This is a genomic window from Acinetobacter sp. YH16031, from assembly GCF_013417335.1.
Lineage (GTDB): Bacteria > Pseudomonadota > Gammaproteobacteria > Pseudomonadales > Moraxellaceae > Acinetobacter.
Genome location: NZ_VPED01000043.1, coordinates 1 through 16251, shown reverse-complemented (window position 1 = coordinate 16251; position 16251 = coordinate 1). Strand labels below are relative to the sequence as shown.

Genomic DNA, 16251 nt, shown 5'->3' with positions numbered 1-16251 from the left:
TGTTCAAATGGCGATTCAGCGTTTAATTGGTTTTGGGAAAAAAGAAGAGTTTAAGGAAATTTTGGCAATTTTAAGAAAGCAGAATCCTGATAGGATAAGGGTTCTGTGAAATTTGTCGTGTACAGAGCGATTAAATATAAAAAATGACCCTAAACGACCTACCTGAAATTCAAATTACTCGAAATGTTCGTTCAACACGCCTTAGACTGCGTGTAGAGGGTAATCAAATCCGTTTAACCGCACCTGTATTTTGTAGCAAAAAACAGATTCAGAATTTTATTGATCAAGCTGAAAGCTGGCTACTCAAAACCTGGAAATTGCAGCAGGAAAAAAATCAAAGTATTGATAGATCTTTACCAGCAGAATTGCAGCTTTTCAATCAGGCTCAGCCAATCCAGATCGTGTATCAAAGTCAAAAGCAAGACTTTGTTTTTGATGCTAAATTATTACAGCTATCGATCAGTGACCGTCATCCTGAAACCTATTTAAAAGCTTTTGTGATTACCTATGCTAAAGAACAGTTGCCTGTTTATCTGAACAAAGTAAGCCAAGAAACAGGATTATCATTTAACATTTGTAATGTTCGCCAACCGAAAACACGATGGGGTAGTTGTTCTGCCAAACATGACATCATGCTAAATAGTGGCATCATTCTGTTTCCTGAAAATATTGTGCGTTATTTATGTGTGCATGAACTGGCCCATACCCGGCATTTTGACCATAGTCCACGATTTTGGGCAGAGGTAGCAAAGCATGATCCAAACTATTTAATTCACCGCAAAATTCTGAAAAATACTGTGATGCCATATTGGTGGACAGCTTAAGAAGATCTATAGAGAAGTTGAAATAGTATTGATTTACTTCTAAATAGCCTAAGCAATTGACATAATTCTCTTAAAGTTCTTAAAATCTCTCAAAATAAAAGGGGTAAATAAAAAACCATCAATCCCTAGTGAAACAGTTTAGAAAACCTCAAGTTCCTGTCATACTACAGCCCATAAAGGAAACATCTAGTTTGAGGTAATCATCGTGATTTCAGTGGGTATTGTGGGTGGTACAGGTTATACAGGCGTTGAACTTTTACGTCTATTACTGCGACATCCGAATGTAGAAGTTAAAGCACTGACATCACGTACTGAAGCAGGCCGTCGTGTTGACGATATGTTCCCGAGTCTGCGTGGACATACGGATCTTCAGTTTTCTGATCTCAGCCTTGATCTATTAAAATCATGTGATGTGGTATTTTTCGCGACACCACATGGCGTTGCCATGAAACATGCTGAAGAACTTGTTGCTGCCAATACCAAGGTAATTGACCTTGCAGCGGATTTCCGTTTGCAAAATCTGGCACAGTTCGAAAAATGGTATGGCATGGAACATGCTTGCCCAGAAGTGTTAAGAGATTCTGTTTATGGTCTGTCTGAGCTTAACCGTGACCAGATCAAACAGGCGAGTGTAATTGGTAATCCGGGCTGTTATCCAACGACGGTTCAGCTTGGTTTGGCACCAGTTTTAAAGGCGGCAGAAGCTTTGGTAAAACCAGAAAGCATTATTATCGATGCAAAATCTGGGGTATCAGGTGCGGGCCGTAAAGCCAGCCTGGGCATGATCTATTCTGAAAATGCTGATAACTTTAAGGCTTATGGCGTTGCAGGTCACCGTCACCATCCTGAAATCGTAGAAGCACTAGAAAACATTTCAGGTCAAAAAGGCGTGTTTGACCATATCCTGTTTGTGCCGCATCTGGTGCCGATGATTCGTGGCATGTTATCAACGATTTATATCGACTTGACTGAAGCAGGCCAGGCAGCTGACTTGCAGTCACTGTACGAGCAATTCTATGCCAATGAACAGTTTGTTGATGTGATGCCAGCAGGCAGTTCGCCAGAAACCCGTTCGGTGCGTGGTGCTAACCAGTTGCGTATTGCACTGTATAAGCCACAACCAACCAAACTGGTGATTCTGGTGGCCCAGGACAATCTGGTCAAAGGTGCAGCTGGTCAGGCAGTACAGAACATGAACCTGATGTTTGGCTTTGCAGAAAATGCAGGCTTGAATAATATTGGTTTATTACCATAAAAAACGTATTAGAACTTCACACACATTTAGATTTGGATTTAAATGTGTGTCTTGAACAAAGTATACAGAGATCAAAATGCCGAATAATGAGTCAAACATGACGATCCAGGAACCATCTACAAAGAAACCATTGATGAAAGGCAATACACCTTTGGTAATCGGTGCTGCTGTGTTGATTCTGGGTAGTGGCTTGCTGGGCTATACGGTCGGGCATCGGCAAGGTTTGACTGCGGTAGGTTTTGAGGCGGATGCGGAACAACTGGTTGAAGTGGTACAAAAACAGAAAACTAGTCTGGAAACACTGAATAAATCTCTGAATACAGCGGTTCAGGAACGTGATTTGGCCGTTAGTAATGCCAATGATCTTTATCTGGCTGCAAATAAGGCGCGTGATGCCCAGGAGCAGGCTGAAAGCGTTGGTACGATCTACCGCGAGATCTTGCGTCAACGCGGTGGTTTAGCATTGACAGTTCAACATCTGGGGATTAAGGCATTGCCTGATAATGCCTTCGAATACCAGATTGATCTGGTTCAGGTCAGCCCGGGCAAAAATCGTGCTTCTGGTACAGTGGAACTGCGCTTGATTAAGGGTACTGAAATTCTGGTCGTGCCGCTTGAAGATAAAAACTTTAATTTTGACAATTACGAACGTTTGACTGGTCGCTGGACCATGCCTAAAGGTTTTAAACCAGAATTTATTGAAGTGCGCCTCTCAGGGACTAAGCCTGTGATTCGCCGTTTTAGCTGGGATCAGGGGAAAGCTGTTGAAAGCCAGTCAACAGTCCTGTCAGAGATTCCAAAAACTGAAGCAAATGCAAATTAAGTGTGAAATAGAAATCGTATGCCAAGCAATAAACGTCCAAAATGTTTAAGTGAGATCAAAAATTCTTTTTACGAGTCCGGCATGGTTGATTGGCATATTAGCCCGCGTTTAACAGACGAGCCTTTTCACGATGATGACGCTGACCTTGCAGTCCAGACTGCACCTCCTGAACTGAAGCGTCCACCGATGTATGCAGTGGTGTTATTGAATGACGACTACACTCCAATGGAGTTTGTAATTGAAATTTTACAACAATACTTTGCAATGAATCTTGACCAAGCTACACAAGTAATGCTAACTGTACATTATGAAGGAAAAGGTGTAGCTGGGGTCTATCCTCGAGACATTGCGGAAACCAAAGCGAACCAAGTCAATAATTACGCTCGATCTCAAGGTCATCCTTTACTTTGCCAGATTGAGCCGAAAGATTAAGGGGGTTGCATGCTCAGTCGTCAATTAGAAGTATCACTACGTTTGGCTGTCAGCATGGCTCGTCAAAAGAGACATGAGTTCCTGACCGTAGAACATTTATTATTAGCTTTACTCGACAATGATTCTGCCGTGAATGCCTTAAAAGCATGTGGTGCAGATATTATCGTTTTGCGTAAAGAATTAGAAGAGTACGTAGAACAACATACCCCTAAACTCGGTGAAAATAGTGATCAGGCACCTCATCCTACAGAAAGTTTTGACCGGATTTTGCAACGTGCAATTTTCCATGTTCAATCCAGTGGCGGTGATCGTACTGTAGAAGGTGCCGATATTCTGGTTGCGATGTATTCTGAGCGTGATTCTTTTGCGGTTTATCTGCTTAAACGTCATCAGATTAACCGTCTGACTTTAACCCAGTATCTTTCTCATGGTACACGTAAAGACGAAGTGCAGTCTGAAGAAGAAATTGAAGAGCTAGATGGTGAATCGGCTTCTTCCAATAATTCTGGTCCACTAGAGTTATATACGACAAACCTGAATCAGGAAGCTCAACGCGGCAAGACAGATCCATTGATTGGCCGTGAAAAAGAAATTGAGCGTGCAGCACAAATTCTTTGCCGCCGTCGTAAAAATAATCCCTTACTTGTCGGTGATCCAGGTGTAGGTAAAACGTCGATTGCTGAAGGCCTAGCTTGGTTAATTGTCAATGGCAAGGCACCTAAGCCACTGGAAAATGCTGAAATCTATAGCCTAGACATCGGTGCACTGGTGGCGGGAACTAAATACCGTGGTGATTTCGAAAAGCGTTTAAAACAACTATTAAATGCCTTGAAGAAAAAACCGGATGCGGTGCTGTTTATTGATGAAATTCATATGATCATCGGTGCAGGTTCAAGTATGGGCAGCACCATGGATGCATCGAATCTAATCAAGCCTGCATTGGCAAATGGTTCATTGCGTTGTATCGGTTCAACCACATTCCAGGAATATCGTCAGGTCTTTGAAAAAGATCATGCCTTATCACGTCGGTTCCAAAAAATAGATGTGAATGAGCCTTCGATTACAGAAACGATTGATATCTTGCGTGGCCTGAAATCTAAATTTGAAGATTTCCACCATGTACAGTATGACGATCAGGCACTGGTTTCTGCGGTTGAGCTGTCAGCGAAATTTATTAATGACCGTTTCTTGCCAGATAAAGCGATTGACGTGATTGATGAAGCCGGTGCACAACGCCGGTTGAAAGCTGAGCAAGACGACAGCCTGATTACGGTTGAAAATATCGAAGACATTGTGTCCAAGATTGCCCGTATTCCACCGAAAACGGTTTCTAAAGATGACAAGTCTGTACTGGAGAACCTTGAGCGTGATCTGAAACGTGTGGTCTTCGGCCAGGATGAAGCAATTGAAGCTTTGGCTTCTGCGATCAAACTGTCACGTGCGGGTCTGAAATCGCCTGATAAGCCAGTCGGTAGTTTTGTCTTCGCAGGTCCAACGGGTGTAGGTAAAACTGAAGTCACCAAGCAATTGGCGAAAATTCTGGGTGTAGAGCTGGTACGTTTTGACATGTCCGAATACATGGAACGTCACGCAGTCTCTCGTCTGATCGGTGCGCCTCCAGGTTATGTCGGTTTTGACCAAGGCGGTTTACTGACCGATGCGATTCACAAAAATCCGCATTGTGTATTACTTCTAGATGAGATCGAAAAAGCGCATCCGGATGTATTTAATCTGTTATTACAAATCATGGATCATGGTTCATTAACGGATAATAATGGTCGCAAATCCGATTTCCGTAATGTGGTGCTGGTTCTAACGACTAATATTGGTGCGGAAAGTATTTCCCGTGTCAGCATTGGTTTCATGGAACAGGATAACAGTAATGACAACCAGGAAGCGATGAAGAAAGCGTTCTCGCCAGAATTCCGTAACCGTCTGGACGGCGTGATTCAGTTCAAGGCATTGCCGAATACCATTATTGAAAATGTCGTGGATAAATTCCTGACTGAACTTCAGGCACAACTGGATGAGAAGAAAGTGGTACTGGAGGTGGATCAAAGCGCACGTGAGTGGATGGCTGAAAATGGCTATGATCGCTTGATGGGTGCTCGTCCAATGCAGCGTCTGATTCAGGAACATCTGAAAAAACCACTGGCTGAAATGATCCTGTTTGGTGAACTGGCTGAAAATGGTGGTAACGTTTCAGTTTCTGTGAAGAAAGAAAATGGTAAGTCTGTCGGTCTGAAACTTGAAGTCTTCGAAGATCAGACTGCTGAACCAGCTTAATCATTGAATAGATCATCATCAGACCCGTGTTCGCACGGGTTTTGTTGTTTTATTTGCCCTTAATTTATGTGCTCTTGGTTTAAAGAGTTTTTGATTTAGCGAAATATATGGATATCCAGATTAGCAAGCTTTTAACCACGTTTTTTCTGTTTTTATTAACGGCATTGATGGAAATTTTGGGCTGTTATTTTCCCTACCTGATTCTAAATCAGGCGAAGAGCAAGTGGTTATGGGTTCCGACGGCATTAGCCTTAGCTGCGTTCGTCTGGCTTTTGACTTTGCATCCGGCGGCTTCTGGACGTATTTATGCTGCCTATGGGGGCATCTATATTTTCTCAGCATTGATGTGGCTGAGATTCGTTGATCAGGTCAGCCTTTCACGTTGGGACCTGCTTGGGGGAATCGTGGTCATTCTAGGTGCATTAATTATTATTTTACAGCCGCAAGGTTTGATCCGTTGACCGTCTGTTTATATTTACCAAAATAGAATTTATCAAAATATAAAAGGCAGCTAAAGCTGCCTTTATTGATTCTAGACAAGATTATTTTACATTACAGTCTTTCTGGGAGAGGTCAACATTATAAGTGTGTGTTTGGGAGCTGAGGCTAAGTTCAATTTTATAAGGATTGACGATCTGATAGCGATGTTCAAAAAAGATCTGGCAGTTATTTAGAAGATTATTACGAATCACTTTAAGAACTTCTTTACGGCCTAAGTCTTTCTCAAACTGGCTAAAGTCGGGTGTGGTGATCATGCCTTTAAGCGTGGTTTTATTGGCTGTAAGTTGTAACTGCTCTATGATTGTATTCTGATCGATCTGTAGCGGTAAAGTCTTGGAATCTTCCGCACTTAGCACGGTAAGCAGCTCGTTCAGCTCAGCTTTTTTCTCAATTTTAAACTTGCTGTCCAGAATGCCTTTTCCTTGGAGATACTGGTCGAATTCAGAAGCATACACCGGTAAAGCAGCACTACTAAAACCTGCCAGGAGTGCCAAAGTCCAATATTTTTTTTGCATTGTATCGCATCACTTTTTATGTCATTTCAATTCTGATTATAAGAGCTGAAACAAAAAAAGCACCAGAGATTGGTGCTTAATTTGTGAAGATTTTTTGAAGGAATCAGTCTTTTTTCAGGTTTTCATTCAACAGGAATTCAACCAGTGCTTTTTGTGCATGAAGGCGGTTTTCTGCTTCATCCCAAACCACAGCATTTTTGTGGTCCAGCATGTTTTCAGAAATTTCTTCACCACGATGCGCAGGTAAGCAATGCATGAACAGGCAGTCTGGGTGTGCAAGATCCATTAGGCGTTCATTCACCTGATAATCTGCAAAAGCTTTTTCACGGATTTTCTGTTCTTCTTCCTGGCCCATACTTGCCCAAACGTCAGTGACAATCAGGTCAGCATTGACTGCTGCATCTTCAGCAGTATCGACCAGTTCTACACAGTGTGCGAATTCTGACAGGAACTGTTCTTGAGGCTCATAACCTTTTGGTGCTGCAACTTTTAACTTGAAGCCCCACATGTGCGCTGCTTCGATATAAGAGTTACACATATTATTGCCATCGCCGATCCAGGCAACAGTTTTACCTTCGATCGAACCGCGATGTTCCAGATAAGTCTGCATGTCAGCAAGTAACTGGCAAGGGTGATGATCATCAGTCAAAGCGTTGATCACTGGAACTTTTGAATAAGAAGCAAAACGTTCTACGATATCGTGACCGAAAGTGCGGATCATCACAATATCCAGCATGCTGGAAATCACACGTGCAGAATCTTCAATTGGCTCACCGCGGCCCAACTGGGTATCACGTGAAGACAGGAAGATGGCACTACCACCGAATTGGCTCATGCCTGCTTCAAACGAAACACGCGTACGGGTACTCGATTTTTCAAAAATCATGCCCATGACTTTACCAACAAAGGGTTGGAACACTTCATTATTGTGCTGTTTGCGCTTAAGCTCGATTGCGCGCTGTAAAATCTGGTTCAGTTCTAAAGTTGATAAATCGCGTAAGGTGAGAAAGTGACGGAGAGCCATTCGTTACTCCACAATAATTGCCGAAAACTCGATCAACAATCAGTTGTTGGTTAGTTTAAGAAAAAATACGGAATCGGCTAATATACTATATGAACAGGAAATTGCAAAAAAACTAGACTTTTTGATGACCGTCTAAAAAGCGATCCACACAATAACTGATGTATTTGTCGATTTCCTGATCATCTTCCTGTACCGGAATTCCCATCAGAATCCGCCATTCCAGATTACGCAAGATGCCAAAATATAACTGGGCCGAATATTGCGGATTCTCGCAATGCAATAAACCTTGCGCATCTGCTTGTTCTAAAGCCGTGGCAATCGCACTTTGTACATGTACTGGGCCTCGTTCATGAATATGCTGCGCGAGTTCCGGATTACGCTGACTCTGTTCCAGCACCAGACGCATAAAGGCTGAATTTTCCGGTTGCATGATCTGATGATAAAAATTAAGCAGCGTATGTACCAGATAACTACGAAAATCCAGCGCCATCAGCTCGATCGGAATACTGATATCTTCAAAAAACTTGATACGACGATAATCGCAAATGGCCTTAAACAAGCCTTCTTTGTTGCCAAAGTACTTGTAAATAGAAGCCTTGGAACCGCCTGCATGCTGGACAATATCATCTAGAGAAACTGCATCATAACCATGTTCCAGAAACAGTTCGGTCGCAGAGACCAGCAGCGCAACGCAGCGCTCATGACCACGTTTGGTTTGTGGCAGATCTTTGGCGAGTGGTTCCAGATGAACAAGGTTTTGCATAGAGGATGGTATATCAACAGGTTATATAAACTTGGTAGTTCATCATAACAAATATATCCGTAGATTTCACAATCGGACTGGATGAAGACGAAATTTATTCAGTGAATCAAGTAAAACTTAAAAGTTTGACTAAAGTTTTAGAATTTTTATTCTATTGGCTTATAGCATCATGGTTTCAAATCGGTATACTCAAATCTCAATAATTATAGCCAAGACTGTGGAAGGGAAGATGACAGAACAAATGTCTGCAGGTTTAAAGTTTAGACAAGCGCTTGAAGTCGAAAAACCATTACAAATTATGGGCACAGTGAATGCCTATGCTGCCATGATGGCCAAACAGGTCGGTTATAAAGCCATTTATCTCTCTGGTGCCGGTGTTGCCAACTATTCTTACGGTCTACCTGATCTAGGCATGACCAGTCTGGATAATGTTCTGGAAGATGTGCGTCGCATTACTGAACGTGTAGATACACCCTTACTGGTCGATATCGATACAGGCTGGGGCGGTGCATTTAACATCGCACGTAGCATCAAGCAGATGATTGCTGCTGGCGCTGCAGCTGTGCATATCGAAGACCAAGTTGCACAAAAGCGTTGTGGTCATCGTCCGAATAAGGAAATTGTGACCCAACAGGAAATGGTTGACCGGATTAAGGCAGCTGTCGATGCCAAAACCGACTCAAACTTTGTAGTGATGGCGCGTACTGATGCACTTCAGAAAGAAGGTTTACAGGCAGTGATTGACCGTGCTTGTGCCTGTGTCGAAGCAGGTGCAGATGCCATTTTTGCTGAGGCAATGACGGATATTACGATGTATCGCACCGTATGTGATGCAGTTGGTGTCCCAGTATTGGCCAATATTACCGAATTTGGTGATACCCCATATTACACCACTGAAGAACTGGCTGAGCAGGGTATTCGCATGGTACTTTACCCGCTATCAGCCACCCGTGCGATGCAAAAAGCGGCACTGGAAGTGATGCGCTCAGTGCGTGAAAATGGTACACAGGTGCATGTTCTGGATAAAATGCAACCGCGTAAAGAATTATACGAATTTTTAGATTATCACAGCTTCGAAAACACATTAGATAAACTGTTCAAGCAGGAGAATTAAAACAATGGCTGAAGGAAAAGTACTCACTGGCGCAGGATTGCGCGGACAAGTCGCAGGAAAAACTGCACTTTCAACAGTAGGCAAAAGTGGTGCAGGCCTGACCTATCGTGGCTATGACGTACAGGATCTGGCAGAAAACTGTCAGTTTGAAGAAGTCGCTTACCTGATTTTCTTTGGTGAATTACCAACTTCAGAACAGTTGGCAGCCTATAAAGCAAAACTGAAATCTTTGCGTGTACTGCCGCAAGCATTGAAAGAAGTACTTGAGCGCATTCCAGCGGACTCACATCCAATGGATGTGATGCGTACTGGCGTATCGATGCTGGGCAACCTTGAAACTGAACAGTCTTTTGATCAGCAACAGGATGTCGCAGACCGTATTCTTGCGACGCTACCAGCAATTATCTGCTATTGGTACCGCTATAGCCATGACGGCGTACGCATTGATGAAAATACCGATGATGATTCAATCGGTGCTCAGTTCCTTCATTTGCTACATGGCAAGAAGCCAAATCAGCTGCATGAGCAGGTGATGAATGTATCCCTGATCCTGTACGCAGAGCATGAATTTAATGCTTCAACCTTCACAGCGCGTGTTTGTGCATCAACTTTGTCTGACTTGCATTCATGTATTACCGGTGCAATTGGTTCACTACGTGGCCCATTACACGGTGGTGCCAATGAAGCGGCAATGGATATGATTGAAAACTGGAAATCTCCAGAAGAAGCTGAGCGCGAAATGCTGGGCATGCTGGAGCGTAAAGAAAAAATCATGGGCTTTGGTCATGCGATTTATAAGGACAATGATCCGCGTAATGGCATTATCAAGCAGTGGTCTGAGAAACTGGCAAAAGATGTAGGTGATACTGTACTGTATCCAGTTTCAGTGCGTTGTGAAGAAGTCATGTGGCGTGAGAAAAAACTGTTCTGTAACGCAGACTTTTTCCATGCTTCTGCTTATCACTTTATGGGTATTCCAACCAAACTGTTTACGCCAATCTTTGTGATGTCACGCGTCACAGGTTGGGCAGCACATGTGATGGAACAACGTGCAGATAACCGGATTATCCGTCCAAGCGCAGATTATACCGGTCCAGAATTGCGTAAAGTGGTTCCAATTGCTGAGCGCACTTCTGCTGCGTAAGCCAGAGATATTCTAAATGTAAAAATAAGGTCTCTATGAGGCCTTATTTTTTGCTGATTGTTTATTGACGTTGGTTTAACGACTTAATAATGCCGGATCTTCAATGTGATAACCGGTTTCGAATGGGAGGCCTAAGTATTTTACCGTCACCAGTATTTTATTCTGTTTTGGTACTTTATAAGTCTGGTTTAATCTTAAATCTGCTTTATAGCTGACTGCTTGTTGAACAGGACTTTTATACTGGCCAGATTGCACTCGATATTGATAAGTCCATTTTGGGACTTTCTGTTTAGGGTCATGCCATGCAGGGGCGGTACCTTTGCTGGTCTTTAATAGCTTAAGCTGGATGGCTTGCTTTCTCAGTGGTACCAGCGGAATTAGTCGCTTTTTAATTTTGGCAATTTCCTGGTTAAACTTACGGCTGTCCTGATCGTAGTCAATCTGCTTGGTTTTTGGATTGATATACAGGGAGTTCACCTGAATTAACTGATTCGGAGTTTTGGATTTAAAATGATAATAATACAGTTGAGGTAGGCGTCCGCGACCATCGAGATAATGCCGCAACAGATAAAGTTTCTGGTCTTTGACTTCATAACCCAAAACTTCAATATTCTGTGGGCCACCAACAGTGGCGAAAGCGGATACAGGAATACCAAGGGCGAGCAAAAGGGCTGCAATTCTTATTTTCATCACTGATCAGACCTCATTAAAGAAACGTACTTTTATAGAAATAATTTAACTATAAATACAGTAGAAATAATGAAGTTTGATCAGCACTCAATATAAACAGTTTTAGCTTTAGGTGTTGAGTAGATTAATCATGTCATGTGCGATGACGGCTGCCAGTTTATTGAGACGTTCCTGTGGAGTACCTTTAATATAATACTGGAACTGGTGAGTCTGAAGACCATCATAAACAGCGGCAAAGAAAGTACCTTCCGGCTTATCTGGGGTCGCGCTACCGCCTGGTTTAAGCAAGCCTGTACAAGCAATAATCCAGTCAGCTTCCTGAAACATTTTTTTGCCTGCCTCAGCCAGAGCAACCGTTACAGGCATGGATTCAGCTGAATGGATACTAATCAGATTCGGAGAAATTCCCAAGACATTAATCTTCACAGACGGATCGTAGCACACTAGACCACCCAGCAAGATTTCAGCACCTTCATTTTTGCAAATTGAAAACTGACTGGTTAAATAGCCAGAACTTGCACTTTCAATAAAAGCAATCTTGATGTTTCTTTGTTCCAGCAGGCCACAACATGTTTTAATCATAATGTCTATTTTGTCTTAGAAGGTAATCTTTATTCCAATGTAGTCCCATTTTGCTTTTGTATCAACTGTGAGATTATTTCTTTATTATGATGAAAGGTAAAATATTTTTGTAATTTTAGTATTCCAAACGTAAGTTTGGCAGTTATTGAATTGATTGCTTAATGCTTGGACAATATTTGAAATTAATGGTTTTAACTTGCTCTAATCAGTGGTAAAAATAAAAATAAAGTGCGTAAGGAAAGTAGGTTGTAAGAATGAAAACCACAGTAAAGTATTCCGTATTAAAAAGTCTAGATTATCAACTGGGTACTCCTTTATTTCAGGAAGAAATTGAGGCAGATGGTCAATATTTTGATCAGATCCCAAGCATCATTCACTACCAGAATTTAAAGTTTAAAGTTAAAAGCAAAGAATTAAAGCGTTTATATCTAGCCGAAGAGCAAGAAGAAAGCCAAACCATTATTGTAAAAGTGGTCGCAATCTAAAAATAACTTATTAAAAATAAGCCTCTTAAAATAAGAGGCTTATTTATTGGATAAAGGTTGTTAAAATAAAATTTGATTAGATTTTATAAAAAAATCTAATAATAATTTTAAAAATATAAAGTCAAGGTAAATTGGCAACTGAAAAGGCCTTATTTGTGATTCTATGTAATATATTCTGCTATTTAAAAATGGTTTTTTTCGTTTTTATATTTAATGATCTAATTTTTAGAAAATTAGGTTAAACATGTATAAGAAATTATGATTTTAAATAATTAATAAAATTCAATATCTTATAAATATAATCATATTTTATATAAGTAGCAAAATGTATTTCTAAATTTTATTTTAAATTTAAGTTTATATACAATTTTTTGATTAAGTTATGACTTTAATTGAAAAATAAAATTTATAAAAGATAGAAAGCTTTCAATATGTGTTCATTCTATTATTAAAAGTAATTTATGTTTCTTATAAATCCAGACTTCAATTACTTAACTTACCTTTTTTTACATTGAATTAATATGTAACAGGTAATAACTTGGCGAATTTTTAAAAATAGGTAGAGTAAATATTAAGTCGAAACCTAATCATCGGCGATTTAAAGCAAATAGTAAGGAGTTACACCATGGCTAATAATCAACAGCAAAATCAGCAAGACCAACAGAACCAACAACAACAGCAACAGCAAGACCAACAACGTCAGCAAAACCAGAATCAAAATCAGCAACAGCCGAACCAGCAGCAACAACAGCCGCAGGGACAGCAAAACCAACAGCGTCAGCAGGGCCAACAGGACCAGCAACGCAATCAGCAACAACAGCAACAGCCACAACAAGATAACCAGCAGCAAAATTTGCGTAATCAATAAGATTAGTTAAAGCTGCAGCGTTTATATCTAAGCTGTGTAATCTCTACAAAAAACCGCCTTCTTTAAGGCGGTTTTTTCTTGTTCAGAATAAATCAGCATTGAATATTGGCTTTTACTTTATAAAAATCGAGCGCATTTTTCAGATCTTTCAGTAGTTCCTGCTCATCATATTCTTGCGGCATCAGTTTTATTAGGGCCGGCATATAATAAGTTTTATATTCTTTAGGATAATCCTCACATAAAATATGTGTTCTTTCCTCAAGGCTAATAGTAGAAGAATCTAATTTATCTAAATAAGCACTCAATCGGGCATCGGATTGTTCAAACTGAGCTTTCACTGCCGGATCAGGTTCAGCTGATACATCTGCCTGTTGTTTTTGGCAGCCTGTGATGGCCAATGCCAATAGGGCAATTATGAATAATGATATTTTCATGGCAACAATATATTGTTATCAGTCGTTGGAAAAATTATAAAGAGAAATGAGTGAAAGAGCACCTGCCTTTAAACTCATTGACAGCTGAGAAAATAAAAAATGAAAAGGACTTTGATAAAATAAATAAAATATCTACCAATATGTATAAGTTGCATCTCTGCTTTTATGACTCACTTGATTGAATGAAAATCACATGAACCAAAGTTTTTTGTATTTAATTGCATCTAAGATGATGAAAAATAGTCAATAAAATATAAAACATAACCTATATTCAACATTTGGTAAAATAGCCTCTATATTTCATATACATATTAGATGCATGACAAGTGGTACTTTATCACCACTACAACAACTCAGATAAAATAATTTAAAATCAGCAAGTTAAAAAGCCCTGTTTAATCCAGACAGTTAAGCAGGGCCCATTTTTTAGATCATAAATATGTCAAAAATAGATGATTCTCCGATATTTATCCTTCACATAAGTTTTCATATACAACATAAAACCTGAAAATACGTTCAAGTGTGAAACATGAATAGATGTTATTTATATATCTCTTTTCATGAAAAGACAGGGTAGAGCTATGATGAGATGTATCTGTGCATTTGGTATGGGTGTCATGGTGGGATGTTGCTTTAAATCTTGCAAAGAAAAAATGTGCCGGATGATGAGCAAGGATCAGGGTACCAAAGACCAAGCGCCAAAACATGAAGAGAGTGTGCAAATTTAGAGGCTATAGCTTGCCTGTACGATCGCAGTACAGGTGAGTGATTCAATAGTTTCAAGGTAAATAAATCGTGGAGCTGTAAGCCATTATCTTTAAAGCAACTAAGCTCGATCCATGATCGAGCTGTTCACAGTCAGGAGAAACACATGTTCCAATTTATATGTTGTTTATTTGGTCTTCATGGTGCGACTGAAATTGATTACACAGTCGATGATTTCGAAGTCAAAAAGTGTCGTGATTGCTTGAAAGATTTAAATTAACTCTCTAGACCTTCGCGGTATAGATGGATGTTGAACCCCCGTTTGATATAGCTCGACGGGGTTTTCATTTTTTATTATTGATATTTGAAAATAGAACCAACATATCAGCGCTATATTTTTATAAATTATTGACAGTTAATTAATAAAGATTATTAAAAATAAGAATTTACTTATTTTTAGCTTATTATTTGATCCTACTAATATCCATCTCAACTAAATTCATGCTTTAAGTGTTATTGCAATATGCGATATTTAGATTATACTTTGAATATAGCAAAATGCGATAAATAATTATGCATGTGATCACTCACGCTCGGATTCTGGAAGCAATACAAAAGTGGCCACACGCTGAAACTGCATTGGATGGTTGGTATCGAATTATCAAGGCCAATGATCCTAAGGATTTTGCCGACATGAAGCGATTATTTCCCGCAGTCGATAAAGTCGGGAAATTTCATGTCTTTGATATTGGTGGCAACAAGATCAGGTTGATTGCAGTTGTAATCTACCAAGCAAAACGTGTCTATATTCGCCATGTCTTATCCCATCAGGAATATGACAAAGGTCATTGGAAGGAGGCTTAATATGAATGCAATGATTAAACAGGCCGTTGATCACTGGCGTTATGTTGCACCATTGCTCAGCAAGCCAGAAACTGAAGAAGACTTTAATACCCTTACTGAAGCTTTAGATGAACTTCTGGATATTGTAGGTGATGATGAGTCGCATCCCTTAATGGGACTGATTCTTCAACTGGGTGATTTAGTCTCAGCTTATGAACATGAACATTTGCCGATGCCAGAAGGCGATGGTCGTACTGCACTCGCTTTCCTGATGGAACAGCATGGCCTCAGCCAATCAGACCTATCTGATATAGCTACCCAGTCGGTCATTTCTGAAATCCTGAATGGTAAACGTCAGCTCAATATCCGCCATATTAAAGCTTTGTCTGAACGTTTTAACGTTTCTGCAGATACTTTCTTTTAAGTAATAAGAAACCAAATTTTAAATTGATCTATGAGCTGTGCTTTCTGGAAGCAGGTTGCACAGCCAGACAGATTTTGATTAGAACAAGAAATCTATATAAGCTCTGATTAGAAGAATATATGTTTATTAAAATGTATGGAAAACATAAATATTATTGATGTTTAACCTTATATGTCCTAATAATTTTCTAAGCATCTAGAGGAAAGGGAATATATATGACAACTCATGCAGACCACCAAACAGAGCAAGAAGATAATCCGCAAAAAGAATCTAATGATGATAAAGGCAATCAAGCAACCTATAAGGGTGTAAAACCTGAGAAAAAGCCTAATGCCGAGCCAGAGCATCCGCTGAGGGAGCAAAAGTAAGATATTAATATCAGAAAGCCCTAATTAAATTTAGGGCTTTTTAAACTTGGATTCTCAAATGAAGTGCAACAGAGATTAAATTATTGGAAGGAAGCAAGATGAGCTAGCATTTTGCTTCCGACCGACCAAAGTCAAAGTTGCATCATGAACTATACTCATCTTACTCAAGAA

20 protein-coding genes are annotated in these 16251 nt (G+C 40.2%); 14 read left to right on the top strand and 6 right to left on the bottom strand.

The window, feature by feature from the left end; genetic code table 11:
• The first annotated feature begins 143 nt into the window (after positions 1-143).
• The 6 genes from FTV31_RS14495 to FTV31_RS14470 all read left to right on the top strand — a co-directional run bounded on the left by FTV31_RS14495 (position 144) and on the right by FTV31_RS14470 (position 6081).
• Positions 144-824: a M48 family metallopeptidase gene (locus tag FTV31_RS14495; protein ID WP_180015525.1), complete on the top strand. Its 681-nt coding sequence runs from the start codon at positions 144-146 to the stop codon at positions 822-824.
• A 199-nt stretch (positions 825-1023) separates the two neighbouring features.
• Positions 1024-2079 carry an N-acetyl-gamma-glutamyl-phosphate reductase gene (argC, locus tag FTV31_RS14490; protein ID WP_179992352.1) on the top strand — a complete coding sequence of 352 codons (1056 nt, stop codon included), beginning with the start codon at positions 1024-1026 and terminating at the stop codon, positions 2077-2079.
• Positions 2080-2155: 76 nt separating this feature from the next.
• The gene (locus tag FTV31_RS14485) at positions 2156-2902 is read left to right on the top strand and encodes a DUF6776 family protein (protein ID WP_179992340.1); all 747 of its coding nucleotides are present in this window, start codon (positions 2156-2158) and stop codon (positions 2900-2902) included.
• Positions 2903-2920: 18 nt separating this feature from the next.
• Positions 2921-3334 (top strand): ATP-dependent Clp protease adapter ClpS, encoded by a 414-nt coding sequence (gene clpS, locus FTV31_RS14480; protein WP_034170359.1) that lies wholly within the window; start codon positions 2921-2923, stop codon positions 3332-3334.
• Between the two features lie 9 nt (positions 3335-3343).
• Positions 3344-5620, top strand: coding sequence for an ATP-dependent Clp protease ATP-binding subunit ClpA (gene clpA / locus FTV31_RS14475; protein ID WP_034702512.1), 2277 nt, complete (start codon positions 3344-3346; stop codon positions 5618-5620).
• Between the two features lie 107 nt (positions 5621-5727).
• Positions 5728-6081, top strand: a complete 354-nt coding sequence (locus FTV31_RS14470; RefSeq protein WP_180015523.1) for a YnfA family protein — start codon at positions 5728-5730, stop codon at positions 6079-6081.
• Positions 6082-6162: 81 nt separating this feature from the next.
• On the opposite strand, the gene FTV31_RS14465 is transcribed toward FTV31_RS14470, so the two are convergent.
• The 3 genes from FTV31_RS14465 to FTV31_RS14455 all read right to left on the bottom strand — a co-directional run bounded on the left by FTV31_RS14465 (position 6163) and on the right by FTV31_RS14455 (position 8423).
• Positions 6163-6636, bottom strand: a complete 474-nt coding sequence (locus FTV31_RS14465; protein ID WP_179992341.1) for a hypothetical protein — start codon at positions 6634-6636, stop codon at positions 6163-6165.
• 103 nt (positions 6637-6739) lie between these two features.
• Positions 6740-7660: an ornithine carbamoyltransferase gene (gene argF, locus FTV31_RS14460; protein WP_004786004.1), complete on the bottom strand. Its 921-nt coding sequence runs from the start codon at positions 7658-7660 to the stop codon at positions 6740-6742.
• A gap of 112 nt (positions 7661-7772) precedes the next feature.
• Positions 7773-8423, bottom strand: a complete 651-nt coding sequence (locus FTV31_RS14455) for a TetR/AcrR family transcriptional regulator (RefSeq protein ID WP_034702501.1) — start codon at positions 8421-8423, stop codon at positions 7773-7775.
• Between the two features lie 229 nt (positions 8424-8652).
• On the opposite strand from FTV31_RS14455, the gene prpB reads away from it, so the two are divergent.
• Positions 8653-9537: a methylisocitrate lyase gene (gene prpB / locus FTV31_RS14450; RefSeq protein ID WP_004785998.1), complete on the top strand. Its 885-nt coding sequence runs from the start codon at positions 8653-8655 to the stop codon at positions 9535-9537.
• A 4-nt stretch (positions 9538-9541) separates the two neighbouring features.
• Entirely contained in the window at positions 9542-10681 is a 1140-nt protein-coding gene (gene prpC, locus FTV31_RS14445; protein WP_005235399.1) for a 2-methylcitrate synthase, read from the top strand.
• 75 nt (positions 10682-10756) lie between these two features.
• On the opposite strand, the gene FTV31_RS14440 is transcribed toward prpC, so the two are convergent.
• Together FTV31_RS14440 and FTV31_RS14435 are read right to left on the bottom strand one after the other, a co-directional pair.
• The gene (locus FTV31_RS14440; RefSeq protein WP_180015521.1) at positions 10757-11371 is read right to left on the bottom strand and encodes an aminotransferase; all 615 of its coding nucleotides are present in this window, start codon (positions 11369-11371) and stop codon (positions 10757-10759) included.
• Positions 11372-11479: 108 nt separating this feature from the next.
• Complete coding sequence (locus FTV31_RS14435; protein WP_180015519.1) at positions 11480-11953, bottom strand: CinA family protein; 474 nt, start codon at positions 11951-11953, stop codon at positions 11480-11482.
• Between the two features lie 254 nt (positions 11954-12207).
• On the opposite strand from FTV31_RS14435, the gene FTV31_RS14430 reads away from it, so the two are divergent.
• Entirely contained in the window at positions 12208-12438 is a 231-nt protein-coding gene (locus tag FTV31_RS14430) for a hypothetical protein (RefSeq protein ID WP_034702487.1), read from the top strand.
• 625 nt (positions 12439-13063) lie between these two features.
• Positions 13064-13306 carry a hypothetical protein gene (locus FTV31_RS14425; RefSeq protein WP_034705379.1) on the top strand — a complete coding sequence of 81 codons (243 nt, stop codon included), beginning with the start codon at positions 13064-13066 and terminating at the stop codon, positions 13304-13306.
• Between the two features lie 92 nt (positions 13307-13398).
• Here the strand turns inward: FTV31_RS14425 and FTV31_RS14420 are convergent, their stop codons facing one another.
• A complete protein-coding gene (locus FTV31_RS14420) occupies positions 13399-13740 on the bottom strand; it encodes a hypothetical protein (RefSeq protein WP_180015517.1) in 342 nt (113 codons plus the stop codon).
• 581 nt (positions 13741-14321) lie between these two features.
• Here FTV31_RS14420 and FTV31_RS14415 point away from each other — a divergent pair.
• The 4 genes from FTV31_RS14415 to FTV31_RS14400 all read left to right on the top strand — a co-directional run bounded on the left by FTV31_RS14415 (position 14322) and on the right by FTV31_RS14400 (position 16080).
• Positions 14322-14468: a hypothetical protein gene (locus FTV31_RS14415; RefSeq protein WP_179992345.1), complete on the top strand. Its 147-nt coding sequence runs from the start codon at positions 14322-14324 to the stop codon at positions 14466-14468.
• A 550-nt stretch (positions 14469-15018) separates the two neighbouring features.
• Entirely contained in the window at positions 15019-15309 is a 291-nt protein-coding gene (locus FTV31_RS14410; RefSeq protein WP_180003241.1) for a type II toxin-antitoxin system HigB family toxin, read from the top strand.
• A 1-nt stretch (position 15310) separates the two neighbouring features.
• Complete coding sequence (locus FTV31_RS14405) at positions 15311-15712, top strand: type II toxin-antitoxin system HigA family antitoxin (protein ID WP_004785978.1); 402 nt, start codon at positions 15311-15313, stop codon at positions 15710-15712.
• A 215-nt stretch (positions 15713-15927) separates the two neighbouring features.
• The gene (locus FTV31_RS14400; protein ID WP_004785976.1) at positions 15928-16080 is read left to right on the top strand and encodes a hypothetical protein; all 153 of its coding nucleotides are present in this window, start codon (positions 15928-15930) and stop codon (positions 16078-16080) included.
• The last annotated feature ends 171 nt before the right edge of the window (positions 16081-16251 follow it).